We start from the raw sequence: 15,242 nt of genomic DNA on the forward strand, positions 1-15,242 counted from the left end.
TAAGTAGGTGAACACAATAAAACCAATCTGTGTAAAGAAAAGTAAAATCGCCCAAACCCTCTTCACTCTTGCCTTTTTACTCTCTGCGTCTCTGCGCCTCTGCGTGAGGTAAAATCATATTCTGCTGAATCAATTTTTTTTAGCTTAACCGATAAGTATGGAAATCAAATGGGATTATCCATGTATACAGATAACCCCATTAAATCTCTAAAACCCTTATTATACCCTACCAGAAACTTTTATGAATTTGCTCTTCATTACTTACCTAAACCATCATATCTGTTTGGGTCTTTTTTCTCTTTTTTGTCCTTGGGATCTTTCTTAGGCTTTTTAACTTCTTTATTACCTTTTTTTTCCTTAGACATCAGTATCACCCAACTAGGTTTACCCGTCAAAGCTGCCACATTCTGCTATTAGTAAATCAGGGCGTAGCTTACCTGATCTCCTTTGAAAACAGGAAGGGAAGCATTGCACATTTACGCTACTAATTACTATGATACATTGTTATTTGATTTTGTTATGAATTTGATTAACCACGATACAAAACTTTAGATACTTTGTCACTATATCTAATTGAGATTTTAATTTCGAGATTCAGTTTTGTTGCCTTAATTCATTATATAGGAATCCGGTTTGATTCTGTGAATTTACTTGTGTGGTCAGGGAACAGGGAACAGGGAACAGGGAACAGGAAAGACAGAATTGATACCTACTGAGTCTTGTATGGCTACGCCACGCAAGCTATCAAAAATCAAATAGGAGTCCTATATAAGTATAATCATATTTTATAACTCATTAGGTAATAATTAAATGACTACACCCGTAGATATTCTCATTCTTTCCAATGGACCTGGGGAGGTGACAACCTGGGTACGTCCTGTTGTTAAAGCATTGAGGGAAGAATTAGGACATGATGTTTCTCAACTGAGAATTTCTGTAATATTGTCACCTTGTCCCCATGCTAGTGGTAAAGAAACTGATATAGCGTTGGGTTATCCAGAGGTTGATAGAGTTCAAGCACCTGAATATTTTTGGCAATTTTTACTGTGGGGAAAAACCGCGCAAAATTGGGAATGGAGAAATCAAGGTGTAGTCATATTTTTAGGTGGTGATCAAATTTTTCCGGTGATTATTGGTAAAAAATTAGGATATAAAACTGTAGTTTATGCGGAATGGGAAGCGCGTTGGCACAATTTTATAGATAAATTTGCCATTATGAAAGCTCAAGTTGCGAAAAATGTCTCTGCTAAATATGCTGATAAATTCACTGTTGTTGGTGATTTGATGTTAGAAGCAGCAAAGAATGAAATCACACCTAAAATTGCAAATCTTCAATCTAAAGTCGAACTAATTGGAATTTTACCGGGGTCAAAATCTGCAAAATTAACCCAAGGTGTACCTTTAATGTTAGCAATTGCTGAATATATTTATCGTCAAAACCCGAAAACGAAGTTTTTTATTCCCGTCGCACCAACTTTAGATTTACCAACTTTAGCTAATTTTGCTAATCCTGAAACTAATTCATTTACAAAAGCGTTTGGTTTTCAAGGTGCATCTTTATCTGGTAATTTTCTTGTAACTGCTACTGGATTAATCGTGGAATTAAAACAAGAAAATCCAGTTTATGATTTATTATCTCAATGTTCTATTTGTTTAACTACAGTTGGTGCAAATACCGCAGAATTAGGTGCTTTAGCTGTACCGATGATTGTCCTATTACCAACTCAACAATTAGATGCAATGCGTTCTTGGGATGGTTTACCAGGAGTATTGGCAAATTTACCGGGAGTAGGTTCTGGTTTTGCTAAATTAATTAATTGGTGGGTGTTGAGACGTAAGGGTTTATTTGCTTGGCCAAATATTTGGGCGCAAGCAGAAATTGTCCCGGAATTAGTAGGTAAATTGCAACCTGAAGAAGTGGGAGAAATGATTTTAGATTTGTTAGCAAATCCAGAGAAATTAGAGGCTATACGGGATAAATTACGCAGTGTCAGAGGTGAAGGTGGGGCTGCACAGAAGTTGGCTATTTTGGTGAAAGAAGAGTTATTAGAGACTTCCAAGAAATAAATTATCCTAAGAAACGAACCACAGAGGCACAGAGTACACAGAGAGAGAATTTCTGCATCAGTTTTGGGACATTTTTTTATTTGGAAGTCTCTTATAGATTTAGATAAAATTGGAATTTTGAAAATATGAAAGCACCTGATAGTATTGTTCAACTGGTTGAACATTTTCACTCTTCGATAGAATTGTATCGGGCGGGGGGAATTAATGAAACACAAACTAGAATCGAATTTATTAATCCTTTGTTTGCTGCTTTAGGATGGGATATTGGCAATGAACGACAAATTTCTGATATTTATAAAGATGTTGTTCATGAAGATTCTTTAAAAATTAGTGATGCAAATAAAGCCAAAGCACCTGATTATAGTTTTCGGGTTGGTGGAGTCAGAAAGTTTTTTGTGGAAGCGAAAAAACCCGCTGTTAATGTGGGTCAAAATATGAGTGCTGCTTTTCAAGTGAGACGTTATGGCTGGTCTGCAAAGTTAGCTTTAAGTATTTTAACAGATTTTGAAGAATTTGCAGTTTATGACTGTCGAATTATGCCCAATAAAAATGATTCAGCATCAGTGGCTAGAATCAAACATTTTAATTATACAGAATATATTGATAAATGGGCAGAGATTTATAATCTTTTTTCTAAGGAAGCTGTGTTAAATGGTTCTTTAGAAAGGTTTGCAGAAACTAAAGTTAAGTCTGGGATTACTGTTGATCAAAAATTTCTCCAAGAAATTGAAGTTTGGCGAGAAAATTTAGCTGCTAATATTGTTTGGCGAAATCCGCAAATTCAACAAAGAGAGTTGAATTTTGCTGTGCAAATGACAATTAATAGAATTGTCTTTTTACGCATTTGTGAAGATAGGGGAATTGAACCTTATCAACAGTTATATAATTTATTAAAGTTTGAAAATTTTTATCAAGAGTTAGGGCGGTTATTTATTAATGCAGATTATCGCTATAATTCTGGTTTATTCCATTTTCAAGATGAAAAAGGACGAGAAAATCCTGATGATTTTACTTTGAATTTAACTATAGATGATTCTATTTTAACCTTAATTATTAGAAAACTTTATCCTCCAGAAAGTCCTTATGAGTTTTCTGTGATTCCTGTGGAAATTTTGGGACAAGTGTATGAACAATTTTTAGGGAAAGTCATTCAAATATCTGCAAGTCGTCAAGCAGTTATTGAAGATAAACCGGAAGTAAGAAAAGCTGGAGGTGTTTATTATACTCCTAGTTACATTGTTGATTATATTATTAAACAAACTATTGGTAAGGTTTTAGAAAATAAGAAACCAGAAAAAATCCAAGATATGACAATTCTTGATCCTGCTTGTGGTTCGGGTTCTTTTTTAATTGTGGCTTATCAATTTATCCTAGATTGGTATTTAGAACAATATCTGCAAAATCCCAAGAAATACAAAAATAAATTCTATCAAATTTCGGATCATCAATGGCGTTTAAGTGCAAGTGAAAGAAAGCAGATTCTGTTAACTCATATTTATGGTGTTGATATTGATCAACAAGCGGTAGAAACGACTAAGTTATCTTTGTTATTGAAGGTATTGGAGGGAGAATCAGGAGAAACAATTACCAGACAATTACAGTTATTCAAGGAAAGGGCTTTACCTGATTTAGATCATAATATTCAATGTGGTAATTCCTTGATAGATGGAGAATTTTATCAACATACTCAATTAAATTGTTTGGACGAAGATACGGCGTATAGGGTTAATATTTTTGACTGGGAATTGGCTTTTTCTGCTATTATGAAACGAGGTGGTTTTGATGTAGTTATTGGTAATCCTCCCTATATTAGAATTCAAGCTTTAAAAGAATGGGCTGCATTGGAAGTTGAATTTTATAAAAAACAATATGTTTCTGCTAGTAAGGGAAATTATGATATTTATGTTATTTTTGTGGAAAAGGGATTGGAGTTATTAAGAAAAGATGGCTATTTAGGTTTTATTTTACCTCATAAGTTTTTTAATGCTCAATATGGAGAGTCTATCAGGAAGTTAATTTCTGAGGGTAAATATCTGAATAAAATAGTGCATTTTGGAGATCAACAAGTTTTCCCCAAGGTTTCAACTTATACTTGTTTGCTTTTTTTGAAAAAATCACAACAATCTGATTTAGAAATGGAAAAAGTCATTGATTTAATGGATTGGAAAATCCACAATAATGGTCAAACAGGAATTATTAATCATTTATTAGTTTCATCTTCAGAATGGAATTTTACTCTGGGAGAAGATGCTAAAATATTTACCAAATTACAACAAATTAAATCTACACTAGAAGATGTAACAGAGAGGATTTTTCAAGGAATTAAAACCAGTGCTGATAAAATATATATCGTAGAAGAATTATCACGGGAAGATAATTTAATTCAAGTTTTTTCTAAACAGAAACAAACAGCATATTGGTTAGAATCTAAGTTACTACATCCTTTAATCAAAGGTGGTGATAGTAAAAGATATTATTTGTCTAAAACCAATAAGTTGATTATTTTTCCCTATATGCTTAAAAATAATGGTTCAATGGAATTAATTTCTATGAATATCTTTGAAAAAGAATATCCTTCAACCTGGAATTATTTACTAGATAATAGAAATTATTTAGAAAGTAGAGAAAATAGCAAGATGTTAGGAGAAAATTGGTATGGATATAGTAGATTTCAAGCTTTAAATGTCATGGCTTTACCAAAAATATTTACTCCTGATATTGCTACAGGTTCATCATTTACATGGGATAAAACAGGGGAAATCTTTTTTACAGGTGGTGTCGCTGGAGGATATGGAATTTTAGTAAAATCTAATTATTCATGGGAATACATTTTAGGGTTATTAAATAGTAAAGTCCTAGAATTTTATCTCAAAAAATTATCTACCTCTATGAGAGGTGGTTACTACAGTTTTGAATCTCGGTTTATTCGCAATCTTCCTATTAAAGTTATTGATAATTCTCAAATTCCAGAGAAGAAAAAACATGATTTAATTGTTAATTTAGTACAACAAATGCTTTCTCTGCATGAAAAAATCAATGAGGTAAATACACCCCCAGCAAAAAAAATGATTCAGCAACAAATACAAGCTACTGATAGACAAATCAATCAATTGGTTTATGAACTTTATGAATTAACTGATGCGGAAATAACTATGATTGAAGGTACGTAAATTTACTCTTCCCCTTGTCTGCGTCCTAATTCATACACACCAGCACCAATACAAGTAAGTATACCCATACTAATTCCCCAGCTATTACCTAAACTGATATCTACAAGCCAGTTAGATAAACTACCAAATATCAAAAATGGGAAAATGCTAAATAGTGAAGCATAAAAGGAATTTTGTGATTCTCTGGCTTTGCGAGTTTTTTCAAATTCTGATTCACTGGTATAGAGGGAACGTTCGGCAAAATTGAACCAGCGGTTGAGTTGTGCCGTTACCCATTCTCTGGTTTGGGAAAAACTCAGATATAACGCTAAAGCCCATAAACAAGCTCCAGCGATCGCAACTGTATCTAACTCAAAGCGAAAAGGCAATATATCAAACATGGCATCGGTTAACTCTCCAATTGCTTATTTTAGCTTTTATCTGCCCCTAAATCCCACTATGGTGAGATTTTTATGGACAGGTTAGAGAATGCCTTGTGTAAAGTACGGTTATTATTTATGCTGATGCTGAGACAGTGCAATTAAGTTAGGTAAAAGTGGGTCGTTCTTTTGTCTGTAAATTCTGATGAAATGTTTTTTGGAACATTAACTAATCAAGAGTATGATGTTGAACATGAAAAAGTTGAGCTAGTTAGAAAACATATCAGTAAGTTTGATGAGTTCTTACCAAGTCAAAAAATGATTGATAGACTTCAAAACGCTTTAGATTTGGGACAGAAAATATGCAATTCTGATGCTAGTTTCTACTTTCATGAACTAAAAGAAGCGGAACTCATGGAAAAAGGTTATGATTGGTATACGGCACATCCTATGGCTATAGCACATTATAGTGTATCACCATACAGTTTATATCATCCTGAAGTAATTAAAGCTTACCCAGAAGATTTTAACAGAAATTGGCGAAAAGCTTGGGGGATTGACTCATGATCAAAGTATTAGATTTAGGTATAACCGGAAAAGCTCGGATTTGGAATAACGAATCATTTTATTTTCCTGGAGATTTTAGACCTGTTTTCTATCCTGTTGTAAATGAAAAGATAGAAGTCATCCTGGAAAATGCAAAGATTGGTTTATTCTCTAAAAAAGAAGTGATGATAGAGATATTAGCACCTCTAGGAGCTAGGTTTTTATATGGCTGTTTGGGGGCTACATTTGAGCCTAATAATTCTGGTAAATTAGTATTGAAAGTGGCGGTTTCCACTGAAGTTGAACGGGAAGTTAATTCTTCTCTGGCATTATCATTAGATGTGGTGAAAGTTGGGATACCAGAAGAATATGCAGATAGTGTTTTTAATGGTGCAAAATTGAAGTTGCAAGAACCGGGAATTAGTTCAATATTTGGTTCTGGTGAAATTTCTTTTAAATGGGGTACATTTGGGGAAATCGGATCTTCTAGATCATTTTTTCACGATCTTGCATATACAGTTATTGAGGTGATGGTGCGAGATAAAATTCATACTAATTATAATGTTAAACCACCATTTAAAAAAGTTCTGGAACAATCTTTTTGATATTTTTATTAATCAGAAAAAGTAGAGATGTTTCATGGAACTTCTCTAAGTAGGTTAGCATTGAAAATCGTCGTTATGGCAAGGCAAAAGGCAAGAGGCAAGAGTGAAGAGGGTTTGGGCGATTTTACGTTTCTTTACACAGATTGGTTTTATTGTGTTCACCTACTTACAAGAATTTTTTGGCGTTGCTGATTAATGGTATGAATTTTAGTCTCACGCAAAGGTAGGAGTTTCAAAGGTTCAATTGAATTTCATACCTCAATGCAGCAACGCCGATTTTTGAACCTCAACTAATAAGTTACGGCTACTGGCTCATTAGTTACTTTAATGGCTGTATTATCAGCTACAATGGTGCGGAAAACATCACCTTCAACGGTTTCTTGTTCTATCAACAAGTCAACTACCCGTTCCAAAATTAATCGGTTTTCTTGAATGATCTCTTTAGCTTGAATATAACAGCGGTTAACAATCTCCCGGACTGCGTGATCAATTTTCGCTGCAATGTCTTCAGAATATTCAGATTTATTCATCCAGTCCCGTCCTAAAAACACATCGTTGTTTTGATTTTCTAAGGAAACTGGACCTAAATCGGACATTCCAAATTTCGTTACCATTTGTCGTGCCATACTGGTAACTTGTTGCAAGTCATTTCCTGCACCTGTGGTAACTTCCGCTTTCCCAAACACGATTTCTTCAGCCGCGCGACCACCTAAAGTTGCGGCAATGCGGGCTAAGATTTGGGAACGGGAAATTAAACCCTGTTCTTCATTGGGAGTAAACCAAGTTAACCCCAGCGCTTGTCCTCTGGGAATGAGTGTAACTTTTTGTACAGGATCATGACCTTTAACTAAAGTTCCTACTAAAGCGTGTCCAACTTCGTGGTAAGCAATCAGGCGTTTGTTTTTGCTGTCTACTAAAGCAGTTCCTTCCATACCTGCGACTACTCTATCTATGGCATTATCAATTTCTAAGTCGGTAACGGCTTCTTTGCGTCTTCTGGCGGTGAGAATGGCGGCTTCGTTGAGTAAATTGGCTAAATCTGCACCGGTAAAGCCAGGGGTGCGGCGAGCGATCGCTTCTAAAGATACACTAGGATCAATCTTCTTATTATGAGCGTGGACTGTCAAAATTTCCTGTCTTCCCTTCAAATCGGGAACATCCACAATTACCTGTCTATCAAAGCGTCCTGGGCGTAATAGAGCCGAATCAAGGACATCTGGACGGTTGGTAGCCGCAATAATAATAATCCCCGTATTCCCTTCAAACCCATCCATTTCCGTTAATAGTTGGTTAAGGGTTTGTTCCCGTTCATCATTTCCACCCCCAATACCTGCACCCCGTTGTCTACCTACTGCGTCAATTTCATCAATGAATATTAAACAAGGGGCATTTTCTTTGGCTTTTTTGAATAAATCTCTGACACGGGAAGCACCCACACCGACGAACATTTCCACAAATTCCGAACCAGACATACTGAAAAATGGGACACCTGCTTCTCCCGCAATAGCTTTGGCGAGTAAGGTTTTTCCTGTTCCTGGTGGTCCAATCAATAGGACACCTTTGGGAATTTTTGCCCCTACCGCTGTAAATTTTTCTGGAAGTTTCAGAAAAGTGACAACTTCTTCCAATTCTTCTTTGGCTTCCTTGACTCCCGCCACATCATTAAATTTTACGCCTGTTTTCGCTTCCATTTGAAACCGTGCGCGAGATTTACCAAAACTCATGGCTTGGTTAGAAGCATTTGCAGAACGCCGCAGGAATAATAACATGAGAGCCACTAGGGGCAAAATCCACATGAGATTAATTAATAAGCCGACAGCGGCTCGGTTTCCAGCGGAGGAAACTTCGCCAAAATCAACTTTTTTTTCTCTAAGTTTATTAATTAATTCCGCATTTTGATCTAGAAGACGTACTTGTAAAGGCAGAGTATCGCGTTTTTGTCCCACTAAATAAACTCTAGCTGTTTGTTCAGCTTGATCTAACTCTACTTTTTTAACTTCTCCTTTACTGGCTTTTTGAATTAATTCACCATAGGTTAAGGAATTTCGCTCGGTTTTTTGTTGCGCTAAGACGGGATTACCACCAATCATGCCGGGTAATGTCATCAATCCGGCGGCTATGACTCCTGTTAAAACGTGACGCGGAGATGAACCTAGCAACTGCTGTTTTATCAAAGCTTTTTTGTGCAAATTTTTCATAATATTTACCCTTTATGGCTTTTTTGGGCGGAAATTGTCAAGTCTAGAAATTATAGTTTTCTTCTAACAGTTTAACTGTCAGACTCGATTATTAACAGGTGACAAGGGGAGAAGATGAAAGTCTTTAAGATAACTGATGTCCTGGGAAATTTGGGATTTTTCATGAGCGATTCCTCGGTCATGCTTTGCGATCGCCCAACTCCATGTAAAATAAATATTCCGGTCTGTATTTCCTGAACATCATGGGCAGCACTTTTGGTCATCTTTTCCGTATTACTACTTTTGGCGAATCTCACGGCGGCGGTGTGGGGGTTATCATTGATGGTTGTCCCCCACAACTAGAAATTTCCGCCGAGGAAATTCAATTTGAGTTAGATAGAAGACGACCGGGACAAAGTAAGATTACCACTCCTCGCAAAGAAGCTGACACCTGTGAGATTCTATCTGGGGTGTTTGAGGGAAAAACTCTGGGAACACCCATTGCCATTTTAGTCAGAAATAAAAATACTCGTCCCGAAGATTATGATGAGATGGCGCAGAAATATCGCCCTTCCCATGCAGATGCTACTTATGATGCTAAGTATGGCTTGAGAAATTGGCAAGGTGGTGGCAGATCCTCAGCCCGTGAGACAATAGGTAGAGTTGCTGCTGGTGCGATCGCTAAAAAGATTTTACATCAAGTTGCAGGTGTAGAGGTAATCGCCTATGTCAAGCGAATTAAAGATTTAGAAGGGGTTGTTGATACCAATACTGTCACTTTAGCCGATGTCGAAAGCAATATCGTCCGCTGTCCAGATGGCGAAATTGCCAACACCATGATTTCCTTAATCGAACAAACTGGTAAAGATGGTAATTCCATCGGTGGTGTCGTTGAATGTGTGGTGCGGAATGTTCCCAAGGGTTTAGGCGAACCAGTTTTTGATAAATTAGAAGCAGATTTAGCAAAGGCGGTAATGTCATTACCCGCAAGTAAGGGTTTTGAAATCGGTTCTGGTTTTGATGGAACTTTATTAACAGGTTTTGAACATAACGACGAATTTTATATTGATGAACATGGGGAAATTCGCACAGTAACTAACCGTTCAGGAGGGATTCAAGGGGGAATTTCCAACGGTGAAAACATTATTATCCGCGTGGCTTTTAAACCAACAGCTACGATTAGAAAGGAACAAAAAACCGTAACGAAGGAAGGGGAAGAAACGGTTTTAGCAGGAAAAGGAAGACATGATCCTTGTGTTTTACCCCGTGCTGTACCAATGGTTGATGCGATGGTGGCTTTAGTTCTATGTGATCATCTATTAAGGCATTATGGACAGTGTAAGGTGTTGTAATCATACTTAATCAAGTGGAACTGCATCAACACTTATTAATATGAACCAAAACCATCAAAAAAAGAGATTGAAACATATATACTAAACACGGTTCAGACACGGACTTTTACAAAATTACGAAAAACCTCAAGTCGTCTCATTCCCAGTCTCTGACTGAATTCTAGAAGGCTCTGCCTTCAATGATATTAGAGGCAGAGCCTCATCAACTGCATTCCTAGTCAGAGACTAGGAACGAGATGTGGTAGGGATTTGAGCTTAAGTTGACACATATCAGCTTTTGCTTTCCCCCTACTGCACATCTGGGTTCTTTGTCATTTGGCAAAAGTTTAAATCTCACCCGTGTTTAGTATAGGACTTACGCATTAGACATCTCCGAAAATTAAATGTGCGTCGTTTGAACCCCTTGTAGAGACGTTCCATGGAACGTCTCTACAATCTTTACCGGAGAAGTCTATTGTACAAATTCACAATGATCTGCATGAAGGAAAATCCGTCGTTTCAGGCTTTTGGCGATTAACTTCTGATCAATAGCGATCGCGGAGCGTTAAAAATCTTGTTGTAAAATTGGGTTTAGCTAGAGTAAGCCACAAAATAAGTAATTGGACAAAAATATTTACAGTCATTGCGAGGGAAGGGAAGCAATCACAACCCTGGGAATTGCTTCATTTCACTTCGTTCCATATGGCTAACGCCACGCAACGCTTACGTAATGACATTGTGTAATTAATTCTATCTCACTACTTAGTATCAACAACGCCAGAGAATGAATTCTCTGTCTCATAGCTGAAGTCGGTTGAAACCGACTAATAATTCAGGTTGTTAGTTATACGTCGTAAGCTGACAATATAAAATCTCTGGTTTCATCCTGTTCATCCTTTAATCGGTGGATATCCTGATTCTGACAAAAAATTTTCTCGCTATGCGAGAGGGATAAGACAAGAAAAGAGCAAGAGGTCAAAAGCGCATAGTGCTATCAAGTCCTCGCCGCACCACTACATACAACCCGAAAACCAATATCGTAGTGGTCGTTACCGAGGTTGTAGTAGTCGCGATAAGCAGAACGGCAATCCTCAGGATCGTTGTCCCACGAACCACCGCGCAGCAGCTTTCTATTACTACTCTCTTCATTATCTAGCCATGCGCTACCATCTGTTGGCGCACCTTTATAGTTACTATGCCAACTATCTTGACACCACTCCCATACATTGCCGTGCATATCGTATAATCCAAAATTATTGGCTACTCCAAAGCTGCCTACTTCTGTTGTTTCTCCTCTATCAATTCCTTCAACTCCATCGCCATACGTGGATTTACCATTATAATTAGCCAAATCCGTTGTTATCGTCTCTCCAAAGTGAAACGGTGTAGTAGTCCCCGCTCGACAGGCATATTCCCATTCAGCTTCACTGGGTAAACGATATTGTCTTTTGGTATGACTTGAGAGGCGATCGCAAAACTCAACCGCATCTTCCCAAGAAACTTGCTCAACAGGACGATTATCACCTTTAAAATGAGACGGATCTAACTTTAGTTCTTTGTTTACTTGTGGAAATGCAGCTACAGCCTTCCACTGTGCCTGTGTAACTTGATATTTACCCAGACAAAAGGCTTTGATCGTGACTTGATGCTGAGGGCGTTCATTATCATTGCTATCTTCTTCTGTTTCCGGTGAACCCATCATAAAACTGCCACTAGGAATCATCACCATTTCTAATTGAATACCATTACCTAAATCTTCAATAAAATACTGTGCTGTTCTTTCATATTCATGAATAATAATTTTTGGCATTTTTTATCACCGGTTTGTTTATATTTTTTATTGACAATACTATTGCCAAAACCCTGAAACCCTATTGATATCGTCACGATTTTATTGGGTTTCAGACCTATTTAGGAAAATTGGCAATAGTATTGATTGAATGTCGCATTAGTCATTTTTTCAAAAAAAATTCTCGCTACGTGAGAGGGATAAAACAAGAAAAGAGCAAGAGGAAAAAAGCGTATAGTGCTATTAAGTCGTCGCCGCACTGACACAGAGAACGCGAAAACCAATATGGTTGTAGTTGAGATCGAAGTTGTAGTGGTGGCGATAAGCAGAACGGCAAAGTGCAGGATTGTAGTCCCACGAACCACCGCGCAGTAGTCTTGCGCTATTATTCTTCTCATCGCTTAACCATGCAATGCCATTTGTAAACGCACCTTCATAGTTACTATGCCAAACATCTTGACACCATTCCCGAACGTTACCGTGCATATCGTATAATCCGAAGTTATTGGCTACTGGAAAACTGCCTACTTGTGTTGTTTCTCCTCTACGAACTCCCCTTAATCCATCTCCATAAGTGTAATTACCATCATAGTTAGCTAAATCGGTTGTAATTGTCTGTCCAAAGTGAAACGGTGTGGTAGTTCCGGCTCGACAGGCATATTCCCATTCTGCTTCACTAGGAAGACGGTAGGTTCTACCTGTATATTGAGAAAGGCGTGAGCAAAACTCAACCGCATCTTTCCAAGAAACAGACTCTACAGGACGATTATCACCTTTAAATCTAGATGGGTCTGATTTTAGTTCACGGTTCACTTGGGGTAACTGTGCTACAAATCGCCATTGTGCTTGGGTGACTTGGTATTTACCCATAAAGAAGGGTTGGACTGTGACAGAATGTTGGGGACTTTCATTGTCCCTGCGTTGCAATTCTTCTCGTGGAGAACCCATCATAAAAGTGCCACCGGGAATTGCCACCATTTCTAGTCCTATTGGTTTCAGTTGTGCTTGTTGTAGTGGTAGTGGTAGTTCATCTAAAGCCTTGTCTATTTGAGAAATTTCTTCACTAACTTTTAATAACTTTCGCTCTAACTTAATCTTTTCAGCATCAGAAGTTTCATATATCAAATTATTATCTAGGCTCTTTTTATCTTCTAATAAGTTATTTCTCTCATTTGATAAGTAAAATAACTGCTGCTGCTCTTTTATTTCGTTATCATTACCTGAATCATTTTCTTTTCCTTCAACTAATAACTCTACAAAATAAAATGCTTGTCGTTTTTCTCTGTTAACAACTTGCCCACGAGCATCAACAGTTACTACTTCAAAATCAAAGGGTTGTAACTCCTCTGTCTCATCTTCTAAGGTTATGATTTTTACTTTGAAATTTAAAGATAACAGTGTAACTCCCATTGCGGCGGCTAGTTTTGTACCCTCATCCTGAATGGGTTTATTATCGAATGTTTGCTGCGCCCATTCTAATAACAATGGCTGAAAACCCTTTTCTGATAACAGGTCAGCATAACTTTCCACCAATGCTGCCCATTTTATCCGCTCTTTACCATCTGTGGAAGCTGTCAACCGTTGTAATTCTTGTTCAATAGCATTAATTACTTCACGTTTGTCTTGGCTTATGTAAGCTAATGCTGTCCACTGAGGGCGCTCTCCAAAAACTAAAGCGCGATGGTTATCATTGACTAGCAAACGACTGGCAATATAATCGGACATGAAATTAGCCAATTCTTTGAGCCGTTGTTCGCCAAATTCATTACATAAATTACTAAGTAAGCGATTTCTTGTTTTCCCCTCTATTTCATATAAGTCATAACCTATGGGTTGACATAATCCTGATAGCAATACATCAGCTATCGCATACCAAGGAACATCAGGGACAAAATTCTCCCGCAAACAGTAGAGTAAATCTGAAGTAAGGGTAAGGGGGAAAGCAGCATGGTAGGCCAAATACAGCGCATTCGTTCCGTAGCGTCTCTCAAAAACCCGAAGGCGGCGTGTTGCTAAATCGTCTCTTTGCTCCGGCAACATTAGATTTGGGGATACATCTGCCATATTTTTATTTTACTCTCTTGGGGAATTTCTCTTGTTGCCCTTTGCAGACTGGCAGGTTCATAGGTTAACATCTTGCCATTGAGTACCGCATCAATTGTCCAGGCTGAGGTTTGCTCCCAGCGTTGAGACGGTAAAGGATTAAGCCAGATGATTTGGCGAACACATGGGGATAATGCCGTCAAAAACTTCGATATTCCCTGAATTCGCTCTTGGCTATAGGTGGCTGTTGCAGATCCAGCATCACTGAAAATTAAGGCAACGGTACGGTGACGATGTAGTTTTGGTAAAAGACTAGTCAGGGGTTCGGCTTGGGTTGGATGATGCCAATGATAAAGATATTCGTCGGGATAACTGGTAAACCGATAGATGCAGGCGGGTGTAATTCGAGCTTCTTTAATTGCTTGAATGAAGGGAGCAAGTGCCGGAAAAAACGGTATCATTGCTGAACTATCATCTATTAATAGTAAAAGTTCTGCCCGTCGAGTTCGTACCGGACGCATTACCACATCACTAAAAATACCCTCCTGTTCAATTTGAACCAGAGTTGCTTCCAGATCCAATTCATAATCTAAACCAACCTGCTTTGCTTGTCGTAATAAACGCCAACTCACCTGAACATCCTGCAATTGAATGGGAAAATCTGTAGGTTTAAAATGAAATTCTTTTCCCTTTTTGGCATCCTCAAACGGTGTAGAAACTGGTTTTTTAGGGTTTGGTGTAGTTCCAGTTTCAACAGCAGCCGGAACTTGCCCTTTACCCTGTTTCTCAGTTGATGGACTCTTCTTCCGGGGGGGAATTTGGGGCAGGTTTGATGGTGGTTTTTTAGGTTTTGGAGGTTCTAAATCTGGTTGAGGTTTTAGAATCGGCATCTTATCGTGATGCTGCTGAATATAACGTTCAAAGGTGAGATCAAAAATCTTGCCATCATATTTAGGACAAGGTTTAACCCACAATAACCGACAAACCCGTTTAATATCTTGCCACCCACCTAATCCATATCCCTGAGCAACTGCTTTTCGCAATAGCTCATACTGTTCTAGTGTGAGATCCATTCCCGCTTTTCGTAATTCTTGGAATAAATCTAATAATAGTGAATCCAGGACAACAGATTGAGAACTACTCATAATATTTACG

At 37.8% G+C, this 15,242-nt stretch carries 11 protein-coding genes; 5 read left to right on the forward strand and 6 right to left on the reverse strand.

The features are described 5' to 3' along the window. Positions 1 to 257: 257 nt before the first annotated feature. The gene (locus tag HEQ36_RS20740; protein ID WP_157749952.1) at positions 258 to 404 is read right to left on the reverse strand and encodes a hypothetical protein; all 147 of its coding nucleotides are present in this window, start codon (positions 402 to 404) and stop codon (positions 258 to 260) included. 406 nt (positions 405 to 810) lie between these two features. On the opposite strand from HEQ36_RS20740, the gene HEQ36_RS20745 reads away from it, so the two are divergent. Further along, positions 811 to 2,067, forward strand: coding sequence for a lipid-A-disaccharide synthase (locus tag HEQ36_RS20745; protein WP_168636089.1), 1,257 nt, complete (start codon positions 811 to 813; stop codon positions 2,065 to 2,067). A gap of 125 nt (positions 2,068 to 2,192) precedes the next feature. Next, positions 2,193 to 5,237 carry an N-6 DNA methylase gene (locus HEQ36_RS20750; protein WP_290708376.1) on the forward strand — a complete coding sequence of 1,015 codons (3,045 nt, stop codon included), beginning with the start codon at positions 2,193 to 2,195 and terminating at the stop codon, positions 5,235 to 5,237. 2 nt (positions 5,238 to 5,239) lie between these two features. Here the strand turns inward: HEQ36_RS20750 and HEQ36_RS20755 are convergent, their stop codons facing one another. After that, positions 5,240 to 5,617, reverse strand: a complete 378-nt coding sequence (locus HEQ36_RS20755) for a hypothetical protein (RefSeq protein ID WP_168636088.1) — start codon at positions 5,615 to 5,617, stop codon at positions 5,240 to 5,242. A 168-nt stretch (positions 5,618 to 5,785) separates the two neighbouring features. Between HEQ36_RS20755 and HEQ36_RS20760 the strand changes: the two genes are divergently transcribed. After that, a complete protein-coding gene (locus HEQ36_RS20760) occupies positions 5,786 to 6,163 on the forward strand; it encodes a hypothetical protein (protein ID WP_233455474.1) in 378 nt (125 codons plus the stop codon). Continuing rightward, a complete protein-coding gene (locus tag HEQ36_RS20765) occupies positions 6,160 to 6,747 on the forward strand; it encodes a hypothetical protein (protein WP_168636087.1) in 588 nt (195 codons plus the stop codon). The genes HEQ36_RS20760 and HEQ36_RS20765 overlap by 4 nt, the downstream gene beginning before the upstream one ends. Before the next feature lie 290 nt (positions 6,748 to 7,037). Here HEQ36_RS20765 and ftsH read toward each other — a convergent pair whose 3' ends face one another. Beyond that, the gene (ftsH, locus tag HEQ36_RS20770) at positions 7,038 to 8,945 is read right to left on the reverse strand and encodes an ATP-dependent zinc metalloprotease FtsH (RefSeq protein ID WP_168636086.1); all 1,908 of its coding nucleotides are present in this window, start codon (positions 8,943 to 8,945) and stop codon (positions 7,038 to 7,040) included. 242 nt (positions 8,946 to 9,187) lie between these two features. Between ftsH and aroC the strand changes: the two genes are divergently transcribed. Further along, entirely contained in the window at positions 9,188 to 10,276 is a 1,089-nt protein-coding gene (gene aroC, locus HEQ36_RS20775) for a chorismate synthase (RefSeq protein WP_027400936.1), read from the forward strand. Between the two features lie 973 nt (positions 10,277 to 11,249). On the opposite strand, the gene HEQ36_RS20780 is transcribed toward aroC, so the two are convergent. The 3 genes from HEQ36_RS20780 to HEQ36_RS20790 all read right to left on the reverse strand — a co-directional run bounded on the left by HEQ36_RS20780 (position 11,250) and on the right by HEQ36_RS20790 (position 15,232). Next, a complete protein-coding gene (locus HEQ36_RS20780; RefSeq protein ID WP_168636085.1) occupies positions 11,250 to 12,065 on the reverse strand; it encodes a formylglycine-generating enzyme family protein in 816 nt (271 codons plus the stop codon). Positions 12,066 to 12,287: 222 nt separating this feature from the next. Next, entirely contained in the window at positions 12,288 to 14,108 is a 1,821-nt protein-coding gene (locus HEQ36_RS20785) for a formylglycine-generating enzyme family protein (protein ID WP_233455473.1), read from the reverse strand. Next, entirely contained in the window at positions 14,084 to 15,232 is a 1,149-nt protein-coding gene (locus HEQ36_RS20790) for a hypothetical protein (protein WP_168636084.1), read from the reverse strand. The genes HEQ36_RS20785 and HEQ36_RS20790 overlap by 25 nt, the downstream gene beginning before the upstream one ends. Positions 15,233 to 15,242: the final 10 nt, after the last annotated feature.

The organism is Anabaena sp. 54 (assembly GCF_017355725.1).
Taxonomy (GTDB): domain Bacteria; phylum Cyanobacteriota; class Cyanobacteriia; order Cyanobacteriales; family Nostocaceae; genus Dolichospermum; species Dolichospermum heterosporum.